Annotated in this window: 25 protein-coding genes; 18 read left to right on the forward strand and 7 right to left on the reverse strand. The window is 60.0% G+C overall.

Annotated features, from left to right (window positions below; genetic code table 11):
- Positions 1-31: 31 nt before the first annotated feature.
- The 12 genes from cpaB to FURADRAFT_RS04100 all read left to right on the forward strand — a co-directional run bounded on the left by cpaB (position 32) and on the right by FURADRAFT_RS04100 (position 12345).
- Positions 32-880 carry a Flp pilus assembly protein CpaB gene (cpaB, locus tag FURADRAFT_RS04060; protein WP_008952842.1) on the forward strand — a complete coding sequence of 283 codons (849 nt, stop codon included), beginning with the start codon at positions 32-34 and terminating at the stop codon, positions 878-880.
- A gap of 43 nt (positions 881-923) precedes the next feature.
- A complete protein-coding gene (locus FURADRAFT_RS04065) occupies positions 924-2486 on the forward strand; it encodes a type II and III secretion system protein family protein (protein ID WP_008952843.1) in 1563 nt (520 codons plus the stop codon).
- A gap of 12 nt (positions 2487-2498) precedes the next feature.
- Complete coding sequence (locus tag FURADRAFT_RS04070; RefSeq protein WP_008952844.1) at positions 2499-2795, forward strand: hypothetical protein; 297 nt, start codon at positions 2499-2501, stop codon at positions 2793-2795.
- A 42-nt stretch (positions 2796-2837) separates the two neighbouring features.
- Positions 2838-4103 (forward strand): TadE/TadG family type IV pilus assembly protein, encoded by a 1266-nt coding sequence (locus tag FURADRAFT_RS20040; protein WP_008952845.1) that lies wholly within the window; start codon positions 2838-2840, stop codon positions 4101-4103.
- Positions 4104-4112: 9 nt separating this feature from the next.
- Positions 4113-4583, forward strand: a complete 471-nt coding sequence (locus FURADRAFT_RS20045; protein WP_008952846.1) for a TadE/TadG family type IV pilus assembly protein — start codon at positions 4113-4115, stop codon at positions 4581-4583.
- A complete protein-coding gene (locus FURADRAFT_RS20050) occupies positions 4580-5053 on the forward strand; it encodes a TadE/TadG family type IV pilus assembly protein (RefSeq protein ID WP_081455934.1) in 474 nt (157 codons plus the stop codon). Before FURADRAFT_RS20045 ends, FURADRAFT_RS20050 begins: the two co-directional genes overlap by 4 nt.
- A gap of 47 nt (positions 5054-5100) precedes the next feature.
- Positions 5101-6336: an AAA family ATPase gene (locus FURADRAFT_RS04075; protein ID WP_236261528.1), complete on the forward strand. Its 1236-nt coding sequence runs from the start codon at positions 5101-5103 to the stop codon at positions 6334-6336.
- A gap of 122 nt (positions 6337-6458) precedes the next feature.
- Entirely contained in the window at positions 6459-7817 is a 1359-nt protein-coding gene (locus tag FURADRAFT_RS04080) for a CpaF family protein (RefSeq protein WP_008952848.1), read from the forward strand.
- A gap of 8 nt (positions 7818-7825) precedes the next feature.
- A complete protein-coding gene (locus tag FURADRAFT_RS04085) occupies positions 7826-8800 on the forward strand; it encodes a type II secretion system F family protein (RefSeq protein WP_008952849.1) in 975 nt (324 codons plus the stop codon).
- Positions 8801-8840: 40 nt separating this feature from the next.
- Positions 8841-9785: a type II secretion system F family protein gene (locus FURADRAFT_RS04090; protein ID WP_008952850.1), complete on the forward strand. Its 945-nt coding sequence runs from the start codon at positions 8841-8843 to the stop codon at positions 9783-9785.
- A 46-nt stretch (positions 9786-9831) separates the two neighbouring features.
- A complete protein-coding gene (locus FURADRAFT_RS04095; protein WP_008952851.1) occupies positions 9832-10968 on the forward strand; it encodes a LytR C-terminal domain-containing protein in 1137 nt (378 codons plus the stop codon).
- A 300-nt stretch (positions 10969-11268) separates the two neighbouring features.
- The gene (locus FURADRAFT_RS04100) at positions 11269-12345 is read left to right on the forward strand and encodes a calcium:proton antiporter (protein WP_008952852.1); all 1077 of its coding nucleotides are present in this window, start codon (positions 11269-11271) and stop codon (positions 12343-12345) included.
- 206 nt (positions 12346-12551) lie between these two features.
- Here FURADRAFT_RS04100 and FURADRAFT_RS04105 read toward each other — a convergent pair whose 3' ends face one another.
- From FURADRAFT_RS04105 to FURADRAFT_RS04135, 7 genes are all read right to left on the reverse strand, one after another.
- Positions 12552-12905: a hypothetical protein gene (locus FURADRAFT_RS04105; RefSeq protein ID WP_008952853.1), complete on the reverse strand. Its 354-nt coding sequence runs from the start codon at positions 12903-12905 to the stop codon at positions 12552-12554.
- A gap of 115 nt (positions 12906-13020) precedes the next feature.
- Entirely contained in the window at positions 13021-13518 is a 498-nt protein-coding gene (locus tag FURADRAFT_RS04110) for a phosphatidylglycerophosphatase A family protein (protein WP_008952854.1), read from the reverse strand.
- On the reverse strand, positions 13502-14452 hold the full coding sequence (gene thiL, locus FURADRAFT_RS04115) for a thiamine-phosphate kinase (RefSeq protein WP_008952855.1): 951 nt from the start codon (positions 14450-14452) through the stop codon (positions 13502-13504). The genes FURADRAFT_RS04110 and thiL overlap by 17 nt, the downstream gene beginning before the upstream one ends.
- 60 nt (positions 14453-14512) lie before the next feature.
- Positions 14513-14959: a transcription antitermination factor NusB gene (gene nusB / locus FURADRAFT_RS04120; protein WP_008952856.1), complete on the reverse strand. Its 447-nt coding sequence runs from the start codon at positions 14957-14959 to the stop codon at positions 14513-14515.
- Between the two features lie 65 nt (positions 14960-15024).
- Positions 15025-15492 (reverse strand): 6,7-dimethyl-8-ribityllumazine synthase, encoded by a 468-nt coding sequence (ribH, locus tag FURADRAFT_RS04125; protein ID WP_008952857.1) that lies wholly within the window; start codon positions 15490-15492, stop codon positions 15025-15027.
- Between the two features lie 41 nt (positions 15493-15533).
- Positions 15534-16640 carry a bifunctional 3,4-dihydroxy-2-butanone-4-phosphate synthase/GTP cyclohydrolase II gene (ribBA, locus tag FURADRAFT_RS04130; protein WP_008952858.1) on the reverse strand — a complete coding sequence of 369 codons (1107 nt, stop codon included), beginning with the start codon at positions 16638-16640 and terminating at the stop codon, positions 15534-15536.
- A gap of 99 nt (positions 16641-16739) precedes the next feature.
- Complete coding sequence (locus FURADRAFT_RS04135) at positions 16740-17351, reverse strand: riboflavin synthase (protein ID WP_008952859.1); 612 nt, start codon at positions 17349-17351, stop codon at positions 16740-16742.
- 170 nt (positions 17352-17521) lie between these two features.
- Here FURADRAFT_RS04135 and FURADRAFT_RS04140 point away from each other — a divergent pair, with 170 nt between their 5' ends.
- From FURADRAFT_RS04140 to FURADRAFT_RS04165, 6 genes are all read left to right on the forward strand, one after another.
- Entirely contained in the window at positions 17522-19132 is a 1611-nt protein-coding gene (locus FURADRAFT_RS04140) for a peptide chain release factor 3 (protein WP_008952860.1), read from the forward strand.
- Positions 19133-19138: 6 nt separating this feature from the next.
- Positions 19139-19990, forward strand: a complete 852-nt coding sequence (locus FURADRAFT_RS04145) for a mechanosensitive ion channel domain-containing protein (RefSeq protein WP_008952861.1) — start codon at positions 19139-19141, stop codon at positions 19988-19990.
- Between the two features lie 49 nt (positions 19991-20039).
- Positions 20040-20684 (forward strand): TetR/AcrR family transcriptional regulator, encoded by a 645-nt coding sequence (locus FURADRAFT_RS04150; RefSeq protein WP_008952862.1) that lies wholly within the window; start codon positions 20040-20042, stop codon positions 20682-20684.
- 129 nt (positions 20685-20813) lie between these two features.
- Positions 20814-22085, forward strand: coding sequence for a paraquat-inducible protein A (locus FURADRAFT_RS04155; RefSeq protein ID WP_008952863.1), 1272 nt, complete (start codon positions 20814-20816; stop codon positions 22083-22085).
- Between the two features lie 4 nt (positions 22086-22089).
- Positions 22090-23739 carry an intermembrane transport protein PqiB gene (pqiB, locus tag FURADRAFT_RS04160; protein ID WP_150105004.1) on the forward strand — a complete coding sequence of 550 codons (1650 nt, stop codon included), beginning with the start codon at positions 22090-22092 and terminating at the stop codon, positions 23737-23739.
- The gene (locus FURADRAFT_RS04165) at positions 23736-24314 is read left to right on the forward strand and encodes a PqiC family protein (protein WP_008952865.1); all 579 of its coding nucleotides are present in this window, start codon (positions 23736-23738) and stop codon (positions 24312-24314) included. Before pqiB ends, FURADRAFT_RS04165 begins: the two co-directional genes overlap by 4 nt.
- Positions 24315-24338: the final 24 nt, after the last annotated feature.

Below are 24338 nucleotides of genomic sequence, written 5' to 3' on the forward strand. Positions count from 1 at the left end.
GATGCCAGTGAAAAACCCAAGAGCAATCGGAATGATCGTGGTGTCCGTCATCATCGGCCTGGTGGCCGTGGTGATGGCATCCCAGTGGATCAACAAGCAGACCAACGTGGCGGCGCAAAAAGTTGTTGTCGCCTCGATGGACATCGACCTCGGCTCCAAACTGTCGCCCGAGATGCTGCGCTCCGTCGACTGGCCAAGCGGCAGCATTCCGGAAGGGGCGATTCTCGACCCGAAGGCGCTGGATGGCCGGGTGTTGAAAACCAGCGTGAATCGTGGCGAGGCCATCCTCGAATCGAAGCTGGCTCCGGTCGGCACCAAGGGCGGGCTTTCCGCCGTCGTCATGGAAGGCAAGCGCGCCATGACTGTCAGGGTCAACGACGTTGTCGGCGTCGCCGGCTTCGCCCTGCCCGGCAACTACGTCGACATCCTGGTCAACACCACCGATGACGCCAAAAAAGGCCAGAACAACGATGCCAGTATCTCCAAGATCGTGCTGGAGCACATCCTCGTTCTCGCCGTGGCCCAGGAAGCGAGCCGGGACGACACCAAGCCCAAAGTGGTCAATGCCGTAACCCTCGAGGTAACGCCAGAGCAAGCCGAAAAGCTCGACCTGGCCCGCAGTGTGGGCACCCTCTCACTGGTACTACGCAATCAGGTCGACCCTAAGCCGGTACAGACAGCGGGCATCACCAAGCAGGTCTTGCTGCGCGGCCATGACGAACCGCTACCGCCCAAGGCCGCCGAAGCCAAGCCCGTCAAGAAGCACGTCAAAGTAGCCAAGAAAGCGACCAAGCCAGCCCACACGGCCCCCACCGTGGCAGCGGCCCAGACCTGTGTGGAAATTGTACGTGGCACATCACGCCACCGTGAGTGTTTCTAGCCTGATTGCCAGATAAAACCGCTCATTACGTGAGGGAACCATAATGAACAAGAATCCTGTTGGTGCGCTGCCTGGACTCAATGCCTGTGCTTACGCCCTCGCCACCTGCGGCATGCTTCTTCTGGCTTCCTACAGCCAGGCCGCAACAACCACGCCCAAACGGCTGGCGGCCACGCCTTCTACCGTGGCGCCTTGCAATGCGATCGAATCGGCGCCGCTGGTCAATGTCACCGTGGGCAAATCGTTCAGGCTGAAAACCCCGGTGCCCATCAGTCGCATCCTGCTGGGGAACCCGGAAGGGTCACAAGCGGCTCAGCCCAAGGAAAGCACCGACGCCAACGCAGACAAAGGAAAACCCTCGGCAGGAGGGAGTACCAAATCCGGCGTGGCCGATGTGGATGTGATTCTGCTAAGCCCCAGCGAAATCTACCTCTTGGGCAAGAGCGTCGGTTCCACCAACATCATCCTACTCGGGCGTAACGGTCAATGCACCCTGGTCGACGTTGCCGTCGGCGCAGACACCGCTTCATTGCAAGCGTCGCTCAACCAATTGCTCTCCCCCGGTGCCAACAACGTCAAGGTCAGCGCCGCATCTGATTCGCTGGTGCTGACGGGCACGGTGGCCGATTCCGCCAAACTCGACAGAGCCATGACGTTGGCCGAAGCCTACGCCGGCAAATCCAAAGTCATCAACATGATGTCAGTCGATGCCCCGCAGCAAGTGCTGCTGGAAGTCAAAATTGCTGAGATTTCCAAGAAATTGCTCGACAAACTTGGCGTCAACATCGCGGGCATCCTGAACCATGGGGGCTGGACCTACTCCTGGAACAGCCTTTTTGCGAATGACCCACTGGGCAAAGCCTTGCTAAGCGGCATCAATGATAGTGCGACACGCGCATTTCAAATCGATGCCCAACATGATGACGGCCTGCTCAAGGTTCTGGCAGAACCTAACCTCATGGCGATCAGCGGCCAGGAGGGAAGCTTCCTCGCCGGTGGCAAGATCTTCATACCGGTGGCACAGAACAACACAAATAATGGCGGGTCGACCATTACTCTGGAAGAAAAGGAATTTGGGGTCGCCCTACGTTTTACTCCGACCGTACTCGACGGTGGCCGCATCAATCTCAAAGTCGCTCCTGAAGTATCGGAGCTGAACCCGGAGGGCGTCGGTATCTCCGCCATCGGTGTAGCAGGAAAATCTATCCTGCCATCCTTCACTACTCGGCGCGCCGCCACCACCGTACAACTGCATGATGGCCAGAGTTTTGCCATCGGCGGCCTGCTCAAAAACAATGTCACCACCAACATCAGTGCCTTCCCGTTCCTGGGCGAAATTCCGATTCTGGGCGCACTGTTCCGCAGCACCAGCTTCCAGACCGACAAGTCGGAACTGGTTTTTGTTGTCACCCCGCGGCTGGTGAAACCGTTGCCGCCTGATTACAAGCTGCCAACAGATAACTATATCCCGCCGAACCGGGCAGAACTTTTCCTGGGTGGCCGCATGGAAGGCAGACAACCCGAACCCTCTGCAAGCAAGGCCAGCGAGGCCTCGCCCCAGCCCGAAGCATCGACACAAGCCCCCAGCGGCTTCGAAGTGAAATAAGGAGGCCACGCCATGCAAGCTTACAAACTAATGATCACCATGAGTGGGACTGTCTTGGCTGTGCTGCTGACCGGTTGTTCCTCCACCCCGTATCTGGATAGTCATTTCGGCGAGTCGGTGGACATGATCAAGGCCCAACAGACCATCAATCCTCAGGCATCGCAAAACATGGATCCGGTAGCCGGAATTGACGGTAAAGCGGGGCAAGAGGCTATGGGGCGCTATTACGACTCGTTCAAGACCCCTCCATCTACCAAGGACATCCTCACTATTGATGTTCTGGGTGGAGGAAGTGGGAGCAGTAAATAGCACGCCATTCATTGAGATCGACAAAACGCGCGAGGTGGTTTCATGAAGCGCTTTGCCCAGCTGCCAACCAGACGACATCAAAAGGGTGTTGCCGCCATCATCGTCGGGTTGTGCATTGTTGTGCTGATTGGTTTTCTGGGCCTGGTGGCTGATCTTGGCCGGTTATTCATCACCAAGACCGAACTCAGCGACGCCTCCGATGCCTGTTCCCTCGCGGCGGCGGCTGAACTCAAAGGGGATGCTGAGTCTCTGAGCAGGGCGGAGAGTGCGGGCATAACCGTAGGCCAACGCAACAAGGTCGATTTTCAAGCCAATAACGTCACGATAGTGCCAAATCAGGACGTCACGTTCAGCGACCACTTGAATGGCACCTACTACACCAAGAACGCAGTAGCACCGGCCAACATTGCCAACATGAAGTACGCCAAGTGTACCCTACCGCGCACTGGCATCATGCCCTGGTTTATGCAAGTGATGGGGGCAGGGGCACAAAGTGTGACCTCCCAGGCAGTAGCGTCCCTCTCCCCCTCTCAGACCAACTGTGCCATCCCTGTCGGTTTGTGTAGCCAGACTCCTCCAGCCAGTTGCCCAGACGGAAGCGCACCGGACAGTTATGGTTTCTGCGTTGGTAAATGGTATGGAAGTCGCTTTACTGCTGGAGGTGGTTTTACCGGTAGCTTCAACCTCATTGACTACTCCCCTCCCTCAGGCGGGGCCAGCGAACTGTCAGGCCAGCTAACAGGCGCTGGCCAGTGCAACCTGAATGTTACAAATCCTGTTGGGCAGACCGGGATGCAGCAATCCATTGCCAATGCATGGAATACCCGCTTTGGGCTGTATCAGGGGAGTTACAACGTAAGCAATGCGCCACCCGACTTCACTGGCTATGCCTACACAGCCATTTCTTGGCCAAGTCAATACAACGCTTATGACGGTACAGATGGTACTCGTCCAAATTTTCAAGCCTCTCGCACAGCCCATACCGTTTATCAAGGCGATGCTGCCGCCGGTCTGAGTCTGACTGGCAGTGGAAGCAGTGCCACATCAACCCAGTTGAGGGATAACGGGGCAGACCGGCGTATGGTCCTGATGCCTATCGTCGATTGTGGAGGGTGGACGGGCTCCCAGACAGTTCCCATCCAGAAATTCGCCTGTGCGCTGTTGCTGCAACCGATGCAAGCTCCTGGGTCGGATACCTATATCGAATACCGCGGCCAAGCCGACTTGCCCGGAAATCCGTGCGCAACATTGGGCTTACCAGGTGCAGGGGGCGGCATCGGCCCTAAAGTACCTGCGCTCGTACGGTAGGAGGTGGAGATGCGACGCTACTCCAGACAAGCAGGTGTTGCCGCAGTGGAAATGGCGTTTTTGTTGATGCCATTGATCTTCATCGTATTCGGCATCACGGAATTCGGGCGGGCTTTCTACCAATACAACACCGTCGTCAAGGCGACACGGGATGCGGCCCGCTACCTATCCGCGCAGCAACCGGGGACAAAGGACGCCGAGGCTACATGTCTCGTCAAGTACGGTAATTACAGTGCCTGCCTTGCCGATCCTAGCTATACCGGCCCACTTTTGGCTCCCGGCTTGGCAACAGCAACCATCACGATCTGCGACTGGCCACGGTGTGCCAACCATAATGCACAAGGAAGCGATCCAGTCGTGAATCTGGTTTCAGTCACGGTAAGCAACTATCAATTTACTTCCTTGGTACCTTTTGTCACATCGGGTTTATCGACCATCACCTTTGGTGACATTCATACCACGATGAAGGCAAACCTATGAAAACGACCAAAGTGCGGTTGTTTGCATCAACCAAAAAGCATCAAAGCGGAGTTGCAGCGGTGGAGCTTGCATTGATCGCCATGATTCTTTTCGCCCTGCTATTGGGAATCATGGAATTTGGCCGCCTATTGTTCACTTGGAATTCCGCGGCAGAGGCCACCCGCAGAGGAGCGCGCCTGGCAGTTGTGTGCGACATGAATGCCACAGGAGTCAAAAATGCCATGCGGAAAATTCTTCCCATCGTCGCGACAGGGGATATCAGTGTCAGCTATTCACCCAGCACCTGCACAGGATCGGCAGACTGTCAAAGCGTGACGGTTTCCATCTCTCCCAACGCACCGGCCTTTCATTACAACTTCCTTTATATCGGTACTTCTTGGCGGATTCCGGCATTCAGCACCACTCTGACAAGGGAAAGCCTGAGCAACGGTTCTGGAAGCGATCAAAATCCCGATTGCTCGATTACATAGCGCAACAAATCGGACGTCACGATAGCAATAACTACATGGGGGTTGCCATGAAAATATCGATTGTCTCCCTGAATACCAAGCATCTCGATGAAATGCGCCGTTTTACCGAGGTAGACATCAACCGTGACGTCAAGGTATTTCCTGGTGGAATGGAAATGCTGGCGCCGGTTGCCGATCAGTTCCACCCCGACATTTTGATCTTCGAATGCGATGAGCAAGATTTGACGGATTTTTCGGCCTTGTCACGCTTGAACCTGCGCCACCCCGACATTACCGTCATTCTGCTATCCAACATCCAGGCATCCGAAACCCTGCTGAGTGCGATGCGGGCTGGCGTTCGGGAAGTACTCCCCTCTCCGGCAAACCGTGAAGCCTTGAACCTCGCCATCTCACGTGTCGAGGAAAAACGCATGCTGCAAAACTCGGCACGCCCCAAAGGCAAGGTATTCGCCTTCATCCCGTGCAAAGGCGGCAGTGGTTCCACGTTTCTTTCAACCAATCTGGCTTATAACCTGGCCACCCAAGAAGACAAGAATGTCATCCTGATCGATCTCAACCTGCAGTTTGGCGATGCCGCGCTTTTCGTCACCGACCACAAGCCTTCCGTAAACTTGGCCGAAGTGGCTCGTCAAATACACCGCATGGATGCCTCATTTTTGGCATCGAGCCTGATAACGGTGTTGCCCAATCTGGGTATTCTGGCCGCACCTGACGACCCGGTTCAGGCCATGGAAGTGACTCCGGCCCATATCGACACCTTGGTCAACCTGGCGCGAAACCATTACGACGTGATCATTCTCGATATCGGTCGAGCTTTGGACCCGGTCAGTATCAAGGCACTGGATCACGCCGACATCGTTTTCCCCGTCCTGCAAATCACCCTGCCCTTCGTGCGCGATGCGCGTCGCCTGCTCGACGTACTGCGCTCTCTGGGGTACTCGCGCGACAAGATCAAGTTACTGGTCAACCGCTACGAAAAAGGGGGGGAGATCAATCTCGAGGATGTTGAAAAAACGCTGGGCCTGCCCGTATTCAAAACCATACCCAATAGTTTTCGGGCAGTTGCCGCCTCGGTTAACCAGGGCATTCCCATCGCCAAACTATCTCCGAATAATCCGGTAACACGAACCATTCAGGAGCTCAGCAAATCGCTGGTCTCCGAAGCAAGCTCCGGAGAATCGTGGTGGGGCAATTTATTGAATCACTTCAAGGGAGGCGAAACCTCAAAAAAGGTAATAGCCGACCCTAGTATGACCAGGCCCATTTCTTCCACTCGGGAATGATAGGCCCGGCACGGGCCGAGATCTGCTAACGAGCATGGCATTTTCACTGTAACCACCGCATCAGCTGACTGGATTCTTGTTTTGCTCCCTGTCGCCTGATCACATGTAGAGGGGTAATCATCATGTCCTTGCGAGACCGGCTCGAATCGCTGCACACCCCACCCGAAGCGCTGCAACACATCGTTAAATCGGCGTCAGGCCTGGGTTTCGAGACTTACCATGACCTGAAGGCGCGCATCCACCAAAAGCTGCTGGACCGGGTGGACCTGACCGTCATGGAAAGCCTGACCCCAGACCGTTTGAAGGATGAGCTAAAAATCCTGGTAGAGCGTTTGTTGAGTGAAGAAAACACCGCACTCAACGAGACGGAGCGGCGCAATCTGGTCCGCGACATCCAGCATGAAATGCTGGGCCTGGGCCCCCTGGAACCCTTGCTCGCCGACCCTACCATTTCCGATATCCTGGTCAACACCTACCAGCAAATCTATATCGAACGGCGCGGCAAGCTGGAGCTGACCGACATCCGCTTCAATGACGACGCCCACCTCATGAAGATCATCGACAAGATCGTGTCGCGCGTCGGCCGACGTGTCGACGAATCCAGCCCGATGGTCGACGCCCGCCTTCCGGATGGCTCGCGGGTCAACGCCATCATCCCGCCTCTGGCCATCGATGGCCCGATCATGTCGATCCGCCGCTTTGCCGCCGTACCCCTTCGCATGGACGACATCATTGAATACAAAAGTTTGACCCCGGACATGGCCACGGTGCTGAAGGGGTTAGCCAAGGCCAAGATGAACATGCTGATATCGGGCGGAACGGGCAGCGGCAAGACCACCATGCTCAACATTCTTTCCGGCTTCATTCCAGAAGTTGAGCGCATCATCACGATTGAAGACGCCGCCGAACTACAACTGCAGCAGCCGCACATAATCCGGCTGGAAACACGCCCACCCAATATCGAAGGGCGAGGCGAAGTACCCCAGCGTGCCCTGGTACGCAACAGCCTGCGCATGCGGCCGGACCGCATCATCCTTGGCGAGGTACGCGGGGCGGAAGCACTGGACATGCTCCAGGCCATGAATACCGGGCACGAAGGCTCCATGGCGACCATTCACGCCAACACGCCTCGCGATGCCATTACCCGCCTGGAGAATATGGTCGGCATGGCCGGCATGAATCTGCCGCCCAAGGTCATCCGCCAACAGATCAGCTCCGCCATCAGCGTCATCATCCAGATCGCCCGCCTGACGGACGGTAAACGCAAAGTGGTCAGCATTCAGGAAATCACCGGCACCGAGGGCGACGTCATCACCATGCAGGAACTGTTCCATTATGTTCAGACCGGCATCGGCATGGATGGCGCAGTGCAAGGGTACTTCTGCGCCACAGGCGTTCGACCCAAATTCATCGACCGCCTCAAAACGCACGGTGTAGACATCTCCGACACGCTGTTCGACCCCAATAAACGCTTCGAATAGGTGCAGACATGGACACCACCTTCGCGATACTCATCGTCCTGATTTTCATCGCCGTGGTCTTCCTGCTGGAAGGCGCTTATCTCACCTGGAATACCTACAAAGGACCGGAGGCGACACGCATCGAGCGACGCCTGCAGGCCATGTCCGCTGGAGCTCACCACAGCGAGTCGATGAACCTGATGAAGGAGCGGCTGCTCAGCGACACCAAGGTCGTTCAGCGGTTTCTGCTGGGCATCCCGCGCGCGCACCAACTGGATCGGATACTTTTGCAGTCTGGCCTCAAGCTGAAGGTGGGGAGTTTCCTTGGGCTGACACTGGCATGTGGCCTGGCTACCTTTTTCCTGTTACAGCTCTTGCCACTTCCCCTTCTCGTTCCGGTTCTCGTCGGTTTGGCTGGTGCCACCATACCCTGGATGGTGGTAATGCGTTTCCGCCATAAGCGCCTGGCAAAGTTCGAAGAGCAGTTACCCGATGCCATCGACCTGATGTGCCGCGCCCTGCGTGCCGGTCATGCCCTTCCGCAATCGCTGAAAATGATAGGCGACGAAATGTCCGACCCGATCTCCGGCGAGTTTCGCACCACGTTCGATGAAGTGAATTATGGTTTCTCACTACAAGAGGCCATGATGAACCTGGCTACCCGCATCCCGAGTACAGATCTTCGCTACATGGTGATCGCCGTGCTGATTCAGCGCGAAACAGGCGGCAACTTGGCTGAACTGCTTGGCAATATCAGTGCGCTGATTCGTGCACGGCTCAAGCTCTACGGCACGATCAGGGTCCTCGCTGCCGAAGGCAAGCTTTCGGCCTGGATTCTGACCATCCTGCCCTTTGCCGTTGCTCTCGTCATCCATTTGCTTAACCCAGGGTTCATGAAGGTACTCTGGGAAGATCAAACCGGGTTAATGATGGTCAGTATCATTGGCCTCATGATGCTGGCGGGTATCTTTTGGATGCGCCAGATCATCAAAATCCAGGTCTGATCGGCGGCCACACTACTCTATTGAGGGGGAGGGCAACACCATGAACACCTCGCAGTGGATTTATCTGGGCATCATTTTTGTGGCGGTCTTTGGCGTTGCCTTGACCATATCAATGCAAATTGCTCCCAACCGGGTCAAAGCACGCCTGGACAAGATTTCCGAAACGGAAACCCCCATTGATTCGGACAGCGCATCAGCTTGGGTAGCCAAGGCCGTCAAGATCGCGACCCCACTCGCCAAGCTCTCGGTTCCTGCAGAAGGCTGGGAAACCTCTCCCATTCGTATTCGCTTCATGAACGCAGGTTACCGCGGCCAGTCCGCTGTACCACTGTTCTTCGGCGCCAAAACCTTTCTGGCGCTGCTGTTTCCCACCATTCTATTTCTCTACCTGGGGCTAACCGGTGGGCATAAGGACGGCACCAATTTTCTGCTGTTCATGCTCCTTGCCGCGGGGATCGGCTACTACCTGCCCAATATCCTTCTCTCCCGTCGTGTCGAAAACCGTCAGCGCGAGATTTTCAACAACTTCCCGGATGCCATCGATCTTCTGCTGGTCTGTGTCGAGGCGGGCCTGGGACTCGATGCCGCTTTACTCAAGGTTGGGGAAGAAATGCGCATCAAGAGCCCTATTCTTGCTGACGAGCTTCACTTGGTGAACCTCGAATTGCGCGCCGGCAGCACCAAGGAAAGAGCCCTGCGCAATCTGGCCATCCGTACCGGGGTACAGGAAGTGGACACTCTGGTTGCCATGCTGATTCAATCAGACCGCTTTGGTACCAGCATCGGCGAATCGCTGCGCGTGCATGCCGACGACCTTCGTACCAAGCGCCGCCTACGCGCCGAAGAAGCCGCGGCAAAGATTCCACTGAAACTGCTTTTCCCTCTGATTTTCTGCATCTTCCCGGCCCTGCTGCTGGTCTTGCTTGGACCGGCATTCATCCAAATCTACCGGGTACTGCTGCCAACCTTGGGTGGCGGTCATTAAACCATACAACATGAATTGAGAGTCAGTCGTTACGGAAGGCATGATCATGAAAACCAAGCATCTGACTTTGCCGTTGTTATGTCTTGTGCCGCTTCTGCAAAGTTGCGAATCCACTCCGCCAAAACAAGCATGGGAAATGCAACCGTTGATGCGGGTAAGCAACTCGAATGATAGTCCGGCTGCGTACTACCAACTCGGCCGCTACTACCAGGGACAGAATCGAGCTGACAAGGCTATCCCAGCCTTTCAGAAAGCTCTCGCTCTGGATAGCCAGTATGCCGAGGCCCACAATGCACTGGGGGCGTTATATGCGGCACAAGGCCGTTACGACATGGCCATTGCCGAATTTCAAAAAGCACTGACCACGTCCCCAGGCAGCCCTCATTTCCTCAACAATCTTGGCTACACCCTCTATCTGCAAGGCCACTATGCCGAAGCCGCCGCCATCTACGAGAAAGCGGTGGCACTAAGCCCCTCCGACCTCAAAATCGTCAATAACCGCAACCTCACCTTGGGCAAGCTGGGAGGACGAGAGCAAGCTAAACCGGCGCCGCTGCTGGCCGGCATGCCACAAGCCACTCCCTCCCCCACCACCCTGGCCTCGGCTAGCGATCCCACGAAGACAGCAGTCGATCAGAGACGGCAGGACACCATAGTCGCAGTGGCAACACCTCTGGCAAGCGCTCCTCCGCTGACATCATCGCCCGTACCTTACACTGCGGAGGAAGGGCATCCCGTGCAAAAAACTGCCATTGAACCTCCGAGCACTGACCGCCATGAGCCGCAACAGGAAAAGAATGCTCCAGCAGCCATGTTGACCTGGAAAGAAACAACGAAGGCCGCAATGACTCACCCCGTTCCGCGTGTTGAGGTGTCGAATGGAAATGGTGTCACTGGAATGGCGAAGCGGGTCGGCTATGCGCTTGCCAATCAAGGCTTCGCAAAAGCTCGTCTCACCAATCAGAAACCTTTCCAGCAATCGGTAACGCTGGTGGAATACCGACAAGGCTTTGCTCCCGAAGCGGAAAGACTCAGTGCCAGCCTGCCGGTCAAGCCAATGATCAAGGAAAAGAACGATCTGAGAACCAGCACAGACATACGCTTAGTGCTAGGGAAGGACGTGAAGCGCAACATTGCTCTTGTAACGCCGAAACAGCAACCCATCCGCTTCGCGCTCAAATGACAAGCTGGATGCACGGGAACTACAGCAGCAATACCAAACCATCCAGCCACTTGAATTCCGCACTGTCTCTCTGTTTTACCTGAGACCGGTCGGGCTTCGTTCTCGGAGAAAATGCCCACGACCTCAAGCAACGACCACTTCTCTGACAAAGGGAGACCCAGTTCCATCCTACGGCCCCTTTGTCATCAGGAACTTGGTGTTCCCGATCGAGGGCCAAAACAGTTGCTGGTTTAGCGCCGCGTCACACGTCAGCTCAGTGTTTGTTATGATATTCCGGATCAATACAACTGCGGATTTTTGATGAAGGCCATACTCTCCGAAAAAACCCTTTTGATCGCCACTTTTGTGGCGATTGTTCTTTTTGCCCTTGAGCACAGCCTGCTCCAGATGAGCAAACCGGTGGTTTTTGTTGTCATCGCCATTCTGCTCGCCACCATCATGGGCGCCGCCCTGCGCGTGGCTCACCATGCCGAGATGCTGGCGGTGAAGCTGGGCGAGCCCTACGGGACGATGATCCTGACGCTATCGGCGGTATTGGTGGAGGTGGTGATTCTGGCGATCATGATGCTTTCAGGCGGAGGCCCCACCCTGGCGCGCGACACGGTTTATTCGGCGCTGATGCTGGACATCAACGGCATACTCGGCTTTGCCGCCATCATCGGCGGACTGAAGCACGGGGAGCAGCCGTATAACCTCGATTCGGGCAACAGCTACGTATCGATGATCCTAGTGGCGGTAGGCGTGTCCATGTTCGTACCCGAATTTGTGCCACAAGAAAAGTGGCAGGCCTACTCGGCTTTTACCATCGTGGCGATGGTACTGCTTTATGGCCTGTTCTTGCGCCTGCAGACCGGCAAGCACAGCTATTTCTTCGATTACGCCTACGAGCACCAGGAAGAGCACGAACACGGAGCCGAGAGCATTTCGACCGGAAAGCACGCTGGTCTGCTGGTGCTGAGCATCGGGTTGATCGGGGTGTTGTCGGAACTGATGGCGGCTTTCCTGCACGCAGGGCTGGAGGGCAGCGGGCTGCCCGCGATCGTTCCGGCCATCCTGGTGGCCTTGATTTCGGCGAGCCCGGAAATTCTGACCGCGATGCGGGCCGCCGTTGCCAATCGCATGCAATCGGTGCTGAACATTGCGCTGGGAGCATCGCTGGCAACCGTGGTTCTGACCATCCCAGTGATAGAGGGGATTGCCTTGTTTTCCGGCCAACCAATCCAGATGGCGATGACTCCCGCGCAGACCGCCATGGTGCTGCTGACCCTGCTGGTGGCGACCATCAACTTGCACGATGGGGAGACCAACGCCATCGAGGGCTACACGCATGTGGCACTGTTTGCCACGTTCCTGTTTTTGGCCGGGATCGGGCTGTAGAGGCTTGGCGGGAACCTCAAAGAGGGGCAGATGGCCCGTCCTGCGCGGGATGGGTGAGACGTTGAGGAACCCATCTGCACCTCCTGCGCGTTGCTGATGGGTTGCGACGCCAGCGCCTTCACCCATCCTACCTACGGAAAGACGCGTGGCAGGGGTAGAAGTCGTCATTTCCGGCGGGTATAGACTTAATGGACGCCCAGCCCGGCTTACTTGCGACGCTTCGGCTTTTGCCCGCTATCAGGCTGTAAAAACAGCGGGTCGGCATCGAACAGCATGCCGGTACGGCCAGTCTGGGACTGACAGGCGATCAGCAACGCCCGGTTGATCGCCTCTTTTTTGCTGACCCCCCACCATTCGATCATCTTGTCGAGCGACTTCTGCGCCTCGCGATTGAGTTCCACGGTGATCGACAACTCCTGCAGGCGGTTGCGGCGCAGTTCGCGGCTGCGCCGCTTGCGCTCGGCCACGCTCATGGCGCGCTCACCCAACGGCTTGCGGCCGGGCTTTTTGCGCACCCCGCCAATCAGGTCGAGGGTGTAGTGATCACAGGGGTCTATCATGCAATGGTGACGGGTCACGTTGGAGGGGCGCAAGAATACCACGAAGCGGCTTGCAGCGGGAGACCCTCGCTGTCTCTAGGGCCGATTCAGACCGGTTTCCCGACCCCGATCGACCTCATACCAGACCAGCCCCGCTGGCCAGCCATAGCACGGCCATGGCAAACAACGCGGCGATCAGATCGTCCAGCATCACCCCGAAACCACCGTAGACGTGGAGGTCGAACCAGCGGATTGGCCACGGCTTGACGATGTCGAACAGACGGAACAACCCGAATGCCAACGCCCAGCCGGTCACGGTGAACGGTGTTATCGACAGCACCAGCAGCATGGCGACGATCTCGTCCCAGACGATGCCACCGTAGTCGTGCACTCCCAGCGCATCCCCGGCAACCTGGCACACCCATACACCAAAGACAAACAGGGGCAGGCACAGCGCGGCCAGCAACGCTCCGTCGACCCCGACCCGATGCAGCAGCCAGGCCAGCGGCAAGGCGGCCAGCGTGCCCCAGGTGCCCGGTGCATGCGCCGCCAGGCCGGAGCCAAAACCGAACGCCAGGAAGTGGGCCGGACGGCGCAGGACGAAGGCCCAGTCAGGTTTACGCAAAGTGGTCAAACCCGCCCCTTTGCAAAGTCACCGGCTGCCCGGCGGCATCCAGCAGGCGGCTTCCCTGCCCCGCCACGATACGGCCGATACGCGTCAGCGTGCAGTCCAATTCTTCGGCCAACCCTTGCAACTCGGCACGGGCCGAGGACGGGGCGGTGAAGCACAACTCGTAATCATCGCCCCCGGCCGCGATGGAGTCGGCCAGCCGGCCGCGGTTTTCCGCCATCCAGGGCAAGGTCGGCAAGGATTCCAGCCACACCTCGGCAGCGACGCCAGAGCGCTCCAGGATGTGACCGAGATCGGCCATCAGGCCGTCGGACACGTCGATCGCGGCGTGCGCCACGTCCAGCAAGCGCTGGCCGAGCGCGACGCGCGGCGTGGGGTAGTCGAGCTTGCGGCGACAGACGGCGAGCACCTCCGGTGGAAGCGCGGCATCGCCACGCAGCCGCTGGCGCACCGCCAACGCGGCCAGCCCCAGCTCACCGCTGACCCAGACGTCGTCCCCCACTTGGGCGGCGTCGCGCCGCAACGCCTGGCCGGCAGGGGCTTCGCCAAAGATGGTGACGGAAAGCGTGAGCGGGCCACGCGTGGTGTCGCCGCCGATCACGCTCACGCCATGAGCTTCGGCCAGACCGAAGAAACCGGCAGCGAACTCGCTGGCCCAGTGCTCGTCGACTTGGGGCAAGGCCAGCGACAGCACGGCCCAGCGCGGCGTGGCTCCCATCGCAGCGATGTCGGAGAGGTTTACCGCCAGCGTCTTGTGACCCAGCGCCCTCGGTTCGACATCGGCAAAGAAGTGCCTTCCCTCCACCAGCATGTCGACCGAAACGTGCAGGTCGTGACCGGGAGTCGGCCTGACGATGGCCGCGTCATCCCCGACCCCGAGCACGGCGTTGGCCGCCGGCCGGGTGAAGTGGCGCTGGATCAGTTCAAATTCATTCATGGGCACACACGTAAAAACACCCGCCGGCAGCGGGTGTTGCTGTGAAAATAGGCGCTTTATTTAGTGAGCGCGACGGGAGCGCTGCGAGGCGACCTCGTCCGGGCGCACGTCGGCGGCCAGTTTGTCGAGCACACCGTTGACGAACTTGTGACCATCGGTGCCGCCGAAGGTTTTGGTGATCTCGATGGCTTCGTTGATGATCACCGGGTACGGTGTTTCCGGATGCTGGGTCAGCTCCAGGGCCGCCATCAGCAAGACCGCGCGCTCAACCGGGCTGACTTCGTCGGCCGGACGCTCGTAGTAACGGTCGATCTTGGGCGACAATTCAGCCGCATCTTTCAGTACGCCGAACAGCAGCGTACGGAACAGCGCTTCGTCGGCCTTGACGAAATAGTCGTTCTCGCGCAGGTGTTTCTCGATCAGCGAAGCCGGACGGTCCGGGTTCAGCTCCCACTCGTAGATGCCCTGTACGGCAAATTCGCGCGCGCGACGGCGAGACGTTTTCATGTAATGCGAATCCTTGTCTTTAAAGAACGATGGCGGCGCGACGCGGCGCCGGCAGAGGGAACGGCTTAGCCGCGCAACGCCTTGCGCAGGTTGACCATTTCGATCGCGACACGGGCAGCCTCGCGGCCCTTCTCGATCATGCGGGCCTCGGCCTGCTCGTCGGTTTCGGTGGTCAAGATGGCGTTGGCGACCGGGATGTCGAAATCGAGGCCGACACGGGTCACCCCGGCGCCGGATTCGTTCGACACCAGCTCGAAATGGTAGGTTTCGCCGCGAATCACCGCCCCCAGCGCCACCAGAGTATCGAAACGGCCGGACTTGGCCATGGTCTGCAACACCAGCGGCACTTCCAGCGCGCCCGGCACGGTGGCCAGGGTGATGTTGGCGGGGTCGACACCCAGTGCGCGCAGCTCGCCCAGGCAGGCATCGCGCAGACCGTGGCACACGTTCTCGTTGAAGCGGGCCATGACCACGCCCACCTTCAGGCCTTGGCCGTTGAAATCGGAATCGATGCGCTGGATAGCTTCAAGCATGGTGACCTCGCGGCAAATCGGTAACAAAACGGTGCATTCTACTAGATTTCGATGTGGACGTGTTCGGGCTGGCAGAATCCGGTGACCTCAAGCTCGAAGCCGGTCATCGACGGCAGGTTGAGCGGAGTCGACATCAGCTTCATCTTGCCTACCCCCAGCGATTTGAGCATTTGGGCGCCGATACCGAAGGTTTTGCCATCCCATTTTGCCTTGGGCGCTTCTTGCTGCGGCAAGGCACGGGCCAGCAAATCCAGCCCGGTTTCGTTGCGATGCAGCAGAATCATCACGCCCTTGCCGGTTTCCTCGATGATTTCCAGGGCATTGGGCACGGTCCAGGAGTGCGGGCTGCCGAGCGGATCGATCAGGTCCATCACCGACAGCGGCTCGTGCACGCGCACCAGGGTTTCCTGATCGGCACGGATATCCCCCTTGGCCAGCGCCAGGTGGGTGGCCTGCGTCATGGTGTCGCGGAATACGTGCATATCGAACGAGCCGAACGGAGTGTCAATCGGGCGCTGGCCGACGTGCTCGACCAGGTTCTCGGTCTCGCTACGGTAGTTGATCAGGCTAGCGATGGTGCCGATCTTCAAGCCGTGGGCGGCAGCAAACTCCATCAGTTCGGGCAGGCGCGCCATGGTGCCGTCGTCGTTCATGATTTCGCAAATCACCGAGGCCGGCTCCAGCCCGGCCAGACGCGACAGGTCGCACCCTGCCTCGGTATGGCCGGCACGCACCAGCACGCCGCCCTTTTGCGCCTTCAGCGGGAAAACGTGACCCGGCTGCACGATATCGGTCGGCTTGGCCTCGCGCGCCACCGCCACCAGGGTGGTGTGGGCGCGGTCGGCGGCGGAGATGCCGGTGGTAACGCCCTCGGCGGCTTCGATCGACACCGTGAAATTGGTGCCGAAACTGGTGCCGTTGTTGGTCGCCATCATCGGCAGGTTCAGTTGCTTGCAGCGCTCTTCGGTCAACGTCAGGCAGATCAGGCCGCGGCCGTGCTTGGCCATGAAATTGATCGCTTCCGGCGTGACGTGCTCGGCTGCCATTACCAGATCGCCTTCGTTCTCGCGGTCCTCGGCGTCCACCAGCACCACCATCTTGCCGGCCTTGATGTCGGCGATGATGTCCTGAATCGGGGAGATGGTCATTGCGGTTTTCCTTGTGCTTTCATGCGGCCGTGCCGGTCGCGTGGGATGTTCGTGGCGGCGGTCATGGGACAGGCTCTTCGGCCAACCCTCTGCCGGATTTCAGTCCTTGCGCTTAGCCAGCACGCGTTCGACGGTGTCGACGATCGCCTGCGTCCGCGGATCGATCTCGATGTTGATGGCGTCGCCGGGCTGGCGGCTGCCGATGATGGTGCGCTCCAGCGTCTCGGGGATCAGGTGGACGCAGAAGCGGTTGCCGTCGACCGCGCCGATGGTGAGGCTGATGCCGTCAATACCGATATAGCCCTTGGTGAGGACATATTTGGCGTGCTCCGCCGGCAATTCGAACCAGATGGTGCGGTTGTTCGGGCTTTCGACCACCTCGACGACACGGGCGAGGCACAGGATATGGCCGGACATGGCGTGGCCGCCGATCTCGTCGCCAAAGCGCGCCGCGCGTTCGATGTTGACGCGATCACCTACCTTCAGCTCGCCGAGGTTGGTGATGCGTAGCGTTTCCTGCATCAGGTCGAAATAGACCAGATCGCCCTCGACACGGGTGACGGTCAGGCAGCAGCCGTTGTGCGCCACCGAGGCCCCCAGTTCGAGTCCCTGCAGCAGGTGGACGGGCAGGCGCACGACGTGAGTGCGGAAGCGTTCTTTTTCTTCGATGCGGACGACCTCGGCGGCCGCCTGGACTATGCCGGTAAACATGGTAAGGGTCTTTTCTGCCGGAGCACTGCGGCCGGTGAACGTGAAACGGCCATGATAACGAAATCCGCGCCCGGTGCCGACGCCCGCACCGGAAAAAGAATCCGGCGCGATGTGCCTGCGACGGGCGTTATCGGGTAAAATTTGGGGTTTTGAATCCAATCTCAAGCCCCATGTCCGCCGAATTGACCCGCATTGCCGAAGAAGTGGCGCGCCGCCGCACCTTCGCCATCATCTCCCACCCTGACGCCGGTAAGACCACGCTGACCGAGAAGCTGCTGTTGTTCTCGGGCGCAATCCAGATGGCCGGCACGGTCAAGGGCAAGAAAACCGGCAAGTTCGCCACTTCGGACTGGATGGAGATCGAGAAGCAGCGCGGCATCTCGGTCGCCTCCTCGGTGATGCAGTTCGACTACCGCGACCATACCGTCAACCTGCTCGACACCCCGGGCCACCAGGACTTCTCCGAAGACACCTACCGCGTACTGACGGCGGTGGACTCGGCGCTGATGGTGATCGACGCCGCCAAGGGCGTGGAAGAGCAGACCATCAAGCTACTGAACGTGTGCCGCCTTCGCTCGACGCCGATCGTCACCTTCATGAACAAATACGACCGTGAAGTGCGCGACTCGCTCGAACTGCTGGACGAGGTGGAAAGCGTGCTGAAGATTCGCTGCGCCCCGGTCACCTGGCCGATCGGCATGGGCAAGAACTTCCGTGGCGTGTACCACATGCTGCGCGACGAAGTGCTGTTGTTCGAGGCCGGCGCCGAAAAGATCACGCTCGATCTGGAAGTGATCCAGGGCATCGACAATCCGCGCCTGGACGAGCTGTTCCCGCTCGAGATGGAGCAGCTGCGCATGGAGATCGAACTGGTCAAGGGCGCGTCGAACGAATTCAATCTGGACGAATTCCTGGCCGGCGAACTGACCCCGGTGTTCTTCGGCTCGGCCATCAACAACTTCGGCGTGCGCGAAATCCTCAACGCGCTGATCGACTGGGCGCCGATGCCGGCCACCCGCGACGCCACGCTGCGCGAGGTAGCCCCGACCGAAGAGCCGTTCTCCGGCTTCGTGTTCAAAATTCAGGCCAACATGGACCCGAAACACCGCGACCGCATCGCTTTCCTGCGCGTGTGCTCGGGCAGATTCGAACGCGGCATGAAGATGAAGCATCTGCGCCTGAACCGTGACATTGCCGCCTCCAGCGTGGTGACCTTCATGTCGCACGACCGCGAGATCGTGGAAGAGGCCTTTGCCGGCGACATCATCGGCATCCCGAACCACGGCAACATCCAGATCGGCGACAGCTTCTCGGAAGGCGAACAACTGGCCTTCACCGGCATCCCGTTCTTTGCCCCGGAACTGTTCCGCTCGGTGCGCATCCGCAACCCACTGAAGATCAAGCAACTGCAGAAAGGTCTGCAGCAGCTGGGCGAAGAAGGCGCGGTGCAGGTGTTCAAGCCGCACAACGGCGGCGATTTGATCCTGGGTGCCGTCGGCGTGCTGCAGTTCGAAGTGGTGGCGTCGCGTCTGGCCGCCGAATACGGCGTGGACGCGGTGTTCGAATCGGCCAGCATCTGGTCGGCACGCTGGGTATCGTGCGAGGACCGCAAGAAGCTGGAGGAGTTCGAGAAGGGCAACCTGAACAACCTGTCCACCGACGCCGGCGGCAACCTGGCCTACCTGGCCCCCAACCGCGTCAACCTGCAACTGACGCAGGAACGCTGGCCCGCCATCACCTTCCACGAGACCCGTGAACACGCGGTCAAGCTGAACGACTAAGCCGGGATGGAGCGCCTGTTCGACTGGCTGGCCAGCCTCAGCCACCTCTATGTGATCGACATCATCCGCTCGGTGGCGCTGGTGCTGTTGCTGGTGGTGGTGCGCAGCACCGTGATGCGCGCCATTTCGGCCAACCCCAACGTGCCCCTGGAGGTTCGGCGGCGCTGGTCGATCAGCCTGCGCAACGGCCTGGTGATCCTGGGCTTGATCGGCATGGTGACCATCTGGGCCAAGCAGCTGGAGACCATCGCCTTGTCGATGGTCGCCTTCGCGGCGGCCCTGGTGGTGGCCACCAAGGAGCTCTTCATGTGCGTGGGCGGGTCGCTGATCCGCACCACCAGCAACAGCTTCGACCTGGGCGACCATATCGAAATCGCCAACCTGCGCGGACGGGTGGTGGACATCAACCTGTTTTCCACCACCATCATGGAGATAGGCCCGCGTCACGACGCCCACCAGCTCACCGGCCGCGCGGTGTCCTTCCCCAACAGCCTGCTTCTGAGCCACCCGGTGGTGCGCGAGAACTACATGGGCGACTACGTGGTTCACGTCACCACCGTGGCGGTGCCCTACAGCGTCCCGCCGGCCCAGGCCGAACGCCTGCTGAAAGCCGCCGCCGAGGAGGCGTGCGCTCCGCACGTGCAGGCTGCGCGCCAGCACATGGAACGCATCGCCGCCCGCCACCTGGTCGACACCCCGTCGGTAGAGCCGCGCATTGCCATCTTCCCGATCGACGACAAGCGCTACAACCTGATCCTGCGCATCTCCATCCCCGCCAAGGACAGGCATCGGGTCGAACAGGCGATTCTGCACCAGTTCATGTGCCGCTGTTTTCCGGAAAAGACCGTAGAGCAATAGCTCTAGCCATGGCATACTCACGGCCTTCACCCTGCTGCCACCCTGCCCCATGACCCGAAAACGCATCAAGACGTACGATCGTATCGTCGAGGAAAGCCTGACGCTGTTCAACGAACAGGGCGAACGCAGCATCAGCACCAACCACATCGCAGCCCACCTGGGGATCAGCCCGGGCAACCTGTACTACCACTTCCGCAACAAGGAAGAGATCGTCCTTCAGATCTTCCTGCAATACCGCCGCTTCATCACCGAGCGGCTTGCCGTTCCACCCGAACGCGAGCTGCAGGTGGAAGACCTGGTGAACTACCTCGACACCGCCTTCCTCGCGATGTGGCGCTTCCGCTTCATGTTCTACGACCTGCCCGGCCTGCTGGCGCGCAACCCGCAGCTGCAGAACGAGTACCACCAGTTCGTCAACAGCGAACTGAAAGACATTCTCGGCCATCACTTTCGCGCCTTCATCCAGCTCGGGCTGCTGGAAATGGACGACGACGATATCGAGTCGATCTCGGTCAATATCTGGCTGGTGGTGAAGTTCTGGTTCGCCTTCGAGCAAACCGCCCACCCCAAGGCCGTCATCACAGAAGCGTCGGGCCGGCGTGGCGTCAAGCAGGTGCTCACCCTGCTCAAGCCCTATGTGCAACCGCCCTTCCTGGCCGCCTTCACCGAACTGCGCCGCCGCTACGACAGCTAGACCCGGTCAAACGGCCCCGCCAACTGCCGACACCCCTCGGGCTCGGTGCCCCTCCCTGCCGGCCAATACCTCCCTCCGGCGCGGTTTCGACGTAGACTGTCGGTTATATCGCTATCGATCCAGCACAAGATGCCCTCCACCCTGGCCACCCCGTTCGCCCCGGCCGAGCCGATGACCCTGCCCGCGCACGTCATGGCCTGCCCGCAGTGCGGTCTGCACGTCACCCTGCCCGCTCTGCGGGTAGGCGAAGAGGCGTTTTGCCCGCGCTGTGACGAGCACCTGGTCAGCATCCCGCGCTCACCCGTCGACGCCCCCCTGGCCTTCGCCTGGACCTCGCTGATACTGCTCTTGCTGGCGTGCAGCTTTCCGCTGCTCGCCATCGACGTGCAAGGCAACCAGACCCAGATCTCGCTGCTGCAAAACGCCGAGGCAATCTACCGGCGCGACTTCGCCCTGCTGGCCAACGTGCTGTTGCTGTGCGTGCTGCTGCTGCCCGGGATGTTCCTGCTGACCGTGATCTACCTGTTTTCCGGGATAAAGACCGGGCGCCGGCTGCCCGGCCTGCGGCCGCTGGCCACACTGGTCGGGCGGATTCAACCATGGATGATGGTCGATGTGTTCCTGCTCGGCGCCATCGTCAGCATGATCAAGATGGCCTCCTTGGCCCAGGTGGGTTTCGGCTTGTCGTTCTGGGCGCTGCTGGGCTTCAGCCTGGCGCTGACGCGCACCGGCAGCCTGATCGAGCCGCATTGGCTGCATTACCGCATCAACCTGCTGCATGGCACCGACCCCACGCAGGACCAGGCCGAACCGAGCCATGGCTGCCATACCTGCGGCTTTCTGTCGCCGGCCAGCGAAGCGCGTTGCCGCTACTGCCACGCCACCCTGCATGCTCGTCATCCCCGCAGCCTGCAGAAGACCGCTGCACTGCTGCTGGCCGCGGTGGTGCTCTACGTCCCGGCCAACCTGTACCCGATCATGCTGACCGAGTCGCTCGGCCGCATCACCCCGTCGACCATCGTCCAGGGTATTTTCGTGATGTGGCAGAACCGCTCCTACCCGATTGCCTTGATCATCTTCGTCGCCAGCGTGTTCATTCCCATCGCCAAGATGATTGCGCTCGCCCTGCTCTGCCTAGCCGCCGCCATCCCGCACCAGGTCCACCCGCTGCACCTGACACGGTTGTACCGCGTCATCGATTTTATCGGCCGCTGGTCGATGGTCGACGTCTTCGTGGTCATCATCCTGGTCACGCTGGTGCACATGGGCTCGCTGATGTCGGTCCACCCCGGCGTCGCCGCACTCTCCTTTTGCGGCATGGTCCTGGCAACCATGCTGTCGGCCATGAGTTTTGACGTACGCTTGTTATGGGATGTAAAACAACCGGGTTCAACCGGATAAGAACATGACGAATTCCACTGACGAAAACCAACATCCGGCACGAACCCGGCCACAGCGGCGGCTCTCCATGGTCTGGATCGTACCGATCATCGCCATGCTGGCGGGCTTGTGGATGATCTACGACACCTGGAGCAAGCTGGGGCCGGAGATCACCCTGAACATGGCTAGTGCCGAGGGCATCACCCCGGAAAAAACCACCATCCGGGTGCTCGACGTCAATATCGGCAAAGTCACCGCCGTTCGGCTGAGCCCCGACAACAAGAGCGTGCGGGTCACGGCCCGGCTCGATGCCGACACCGACTCGCTGCTGAGCGTCGACAGCCGCTTCTGGGTGGTCAAGCCGCGCATCGACAAGACCGGGGTATCCGGGCTGGGCACGCTGCTCTCCGGCGCCTATATCCAACTGCAGCCAGGCAAGTCGCCGGAACGGAAGACGGAGTTCCAGGCCTTGGCGTCGGCACCGGTCACCGGCCCCGATGTCCCGGGGCTGCGGATTCGCCTCAACGGCCAGAATGTGAGGGTGCTGTCGGTGGCCGACCCGGTGCTGTACCAGGGGTTTCAGGTCGGACGTGTTGAAACGGCCCACTTCGACCCGGCCACCCGGCAAATGAACTACCAGCTGTTCATCGAACAACCCTACGACCGGCTGGTGACTGACACCTCCCGCTTCTGGGTCGCCAGCGGCCTGCAGATCAGCGCCACCGCCGAAGGGCTCAAGATACGCACCGGCTCGCTGGAAACCCTAGTCAGCGGGGGCGTCGCCTTCGACGTTCCGCGCGGCCGACCGTTAGGGGGGAGGGTTGCCAACATGACGCCGTTCAACCTCTACCCGGACCAGGACAGCATCAACGAGCAATACAGCGGGCGGCATATCGATTACCTGGCCTTCTTCGACGAATCGGTGCGTGGCCTGACGGTCGGCGCGCCGGTAGAGTACCGGGGCCTGCGCATCGGCACGGTGCAAGCGCTCCCCTACCCGCTGAAGAGCCAGAAGCGCTGGGTGCTCGGCGAGCGGCGCATTCCGGTGCTGCTGCGCATCGAACCCGACCGCATCGAATCCTTTACCCAATCCCGCCCGAACGACTGGCAGCAAGAAATCGAACGCGCCATTGGCGAAGGGCTCAACGCCCGCCTGAAAACCGGCAGCCTGCTGACCGGCGCCGTGTTCGTCGACCTCGATTTCGACGGCAAGCTGCGCGAGCGGCACACCGCCAGCGTCGACGGCCTGCCGGTGCTGCCGACCACCAGCGGTGGGCTGGCCCAGATCGAGACCAAGGTGATCGCCCTGCTCAACAAGCTCAACGGCCTGAAGCTCGACACGACGCTGAACACCGCCGACCAGACCTTGGCCGAAGGACAGCGCACCTTGAGCGAGGTACGCCGCCTGACCCAGCGCCTGGACAGATTGCTAGCCCAGCCGGATACGCAGCAGCTGCCGCAAGACTTGCGCGGCACCCTGCAGGAATTGCAGCAAACGCTAAATGGCGTCTCGCCGCAGTCCCCCGCTTACCAGCAGCTGCAACAATCGCTGTCGACGCTGAACCAGTTGCTGCGGGAGATGCGCCCGGTCGTCCGCACCCTGGACGAAACCCCCAACGCCCTGCTGTTCAACCGTTCCGCCCGCGACCCCGAGCCAAAAGGAGCCACACCATGATGCGCTGTTACGGGCTTGCACTACTGGCCGCGCTGGCCGGCTGCGCCAGCGCACCCGAGGTCCACTACTACCGGCTGTCGGACGAGACCATGGCGACGCCCCAGGCCGTCGCTGTCGAGGGCAACATTCAACTCAGCGTCCGGTTACCCGACTACCTGAACGACCGCAACATCGTCTACCAGAGCGACGACGTCACCATCGCCGCCGCCCGCCAAAACCTCTGGGCGGAACCGCCGGAGCAAGCCATCGGCCGCCGCTTGAGCGCCGAGCTGGGCCTGTTGCGACCGCACTACGGCTGGTCCACCCCGCTGAGCGGCGGCGGCCCGCGTGATCCGGTACTGGAAGTCGTGTTCGACCAGTTCAACGGCCGTTTCAATGGACGGGCGGTGCTGAGCGGGCACTGGCTGCTACGCGATGGACGGTCGGCGACGCCGAGCCGCCACTCCTTCCGCATCGAGGCCCGCCAGCAAGGGGACGGCTACCCGGCCCTGGTCAGGGCGCTCAACCAGGGGCTGGTCGAGCTGGCTGGGCAGATCGCCCGCCAGTTGCCGCCCCCAGCGTTCAAGCCGGCGTAAGCGCTGCCGGCGGATGACGCGGCC

The sequence above is a fragment of the Pseudogulbenkiania ferrooxidans 2002 genome (assembly GCF_000174355.1).
GTDB lineage: Bacteria > Pseudomonadota > Gammaproteobacteria > Burkholderiales > Chromobacteriaceae > Pseudogulbenkiania > Pseudogulbenkiania ferrooxidans.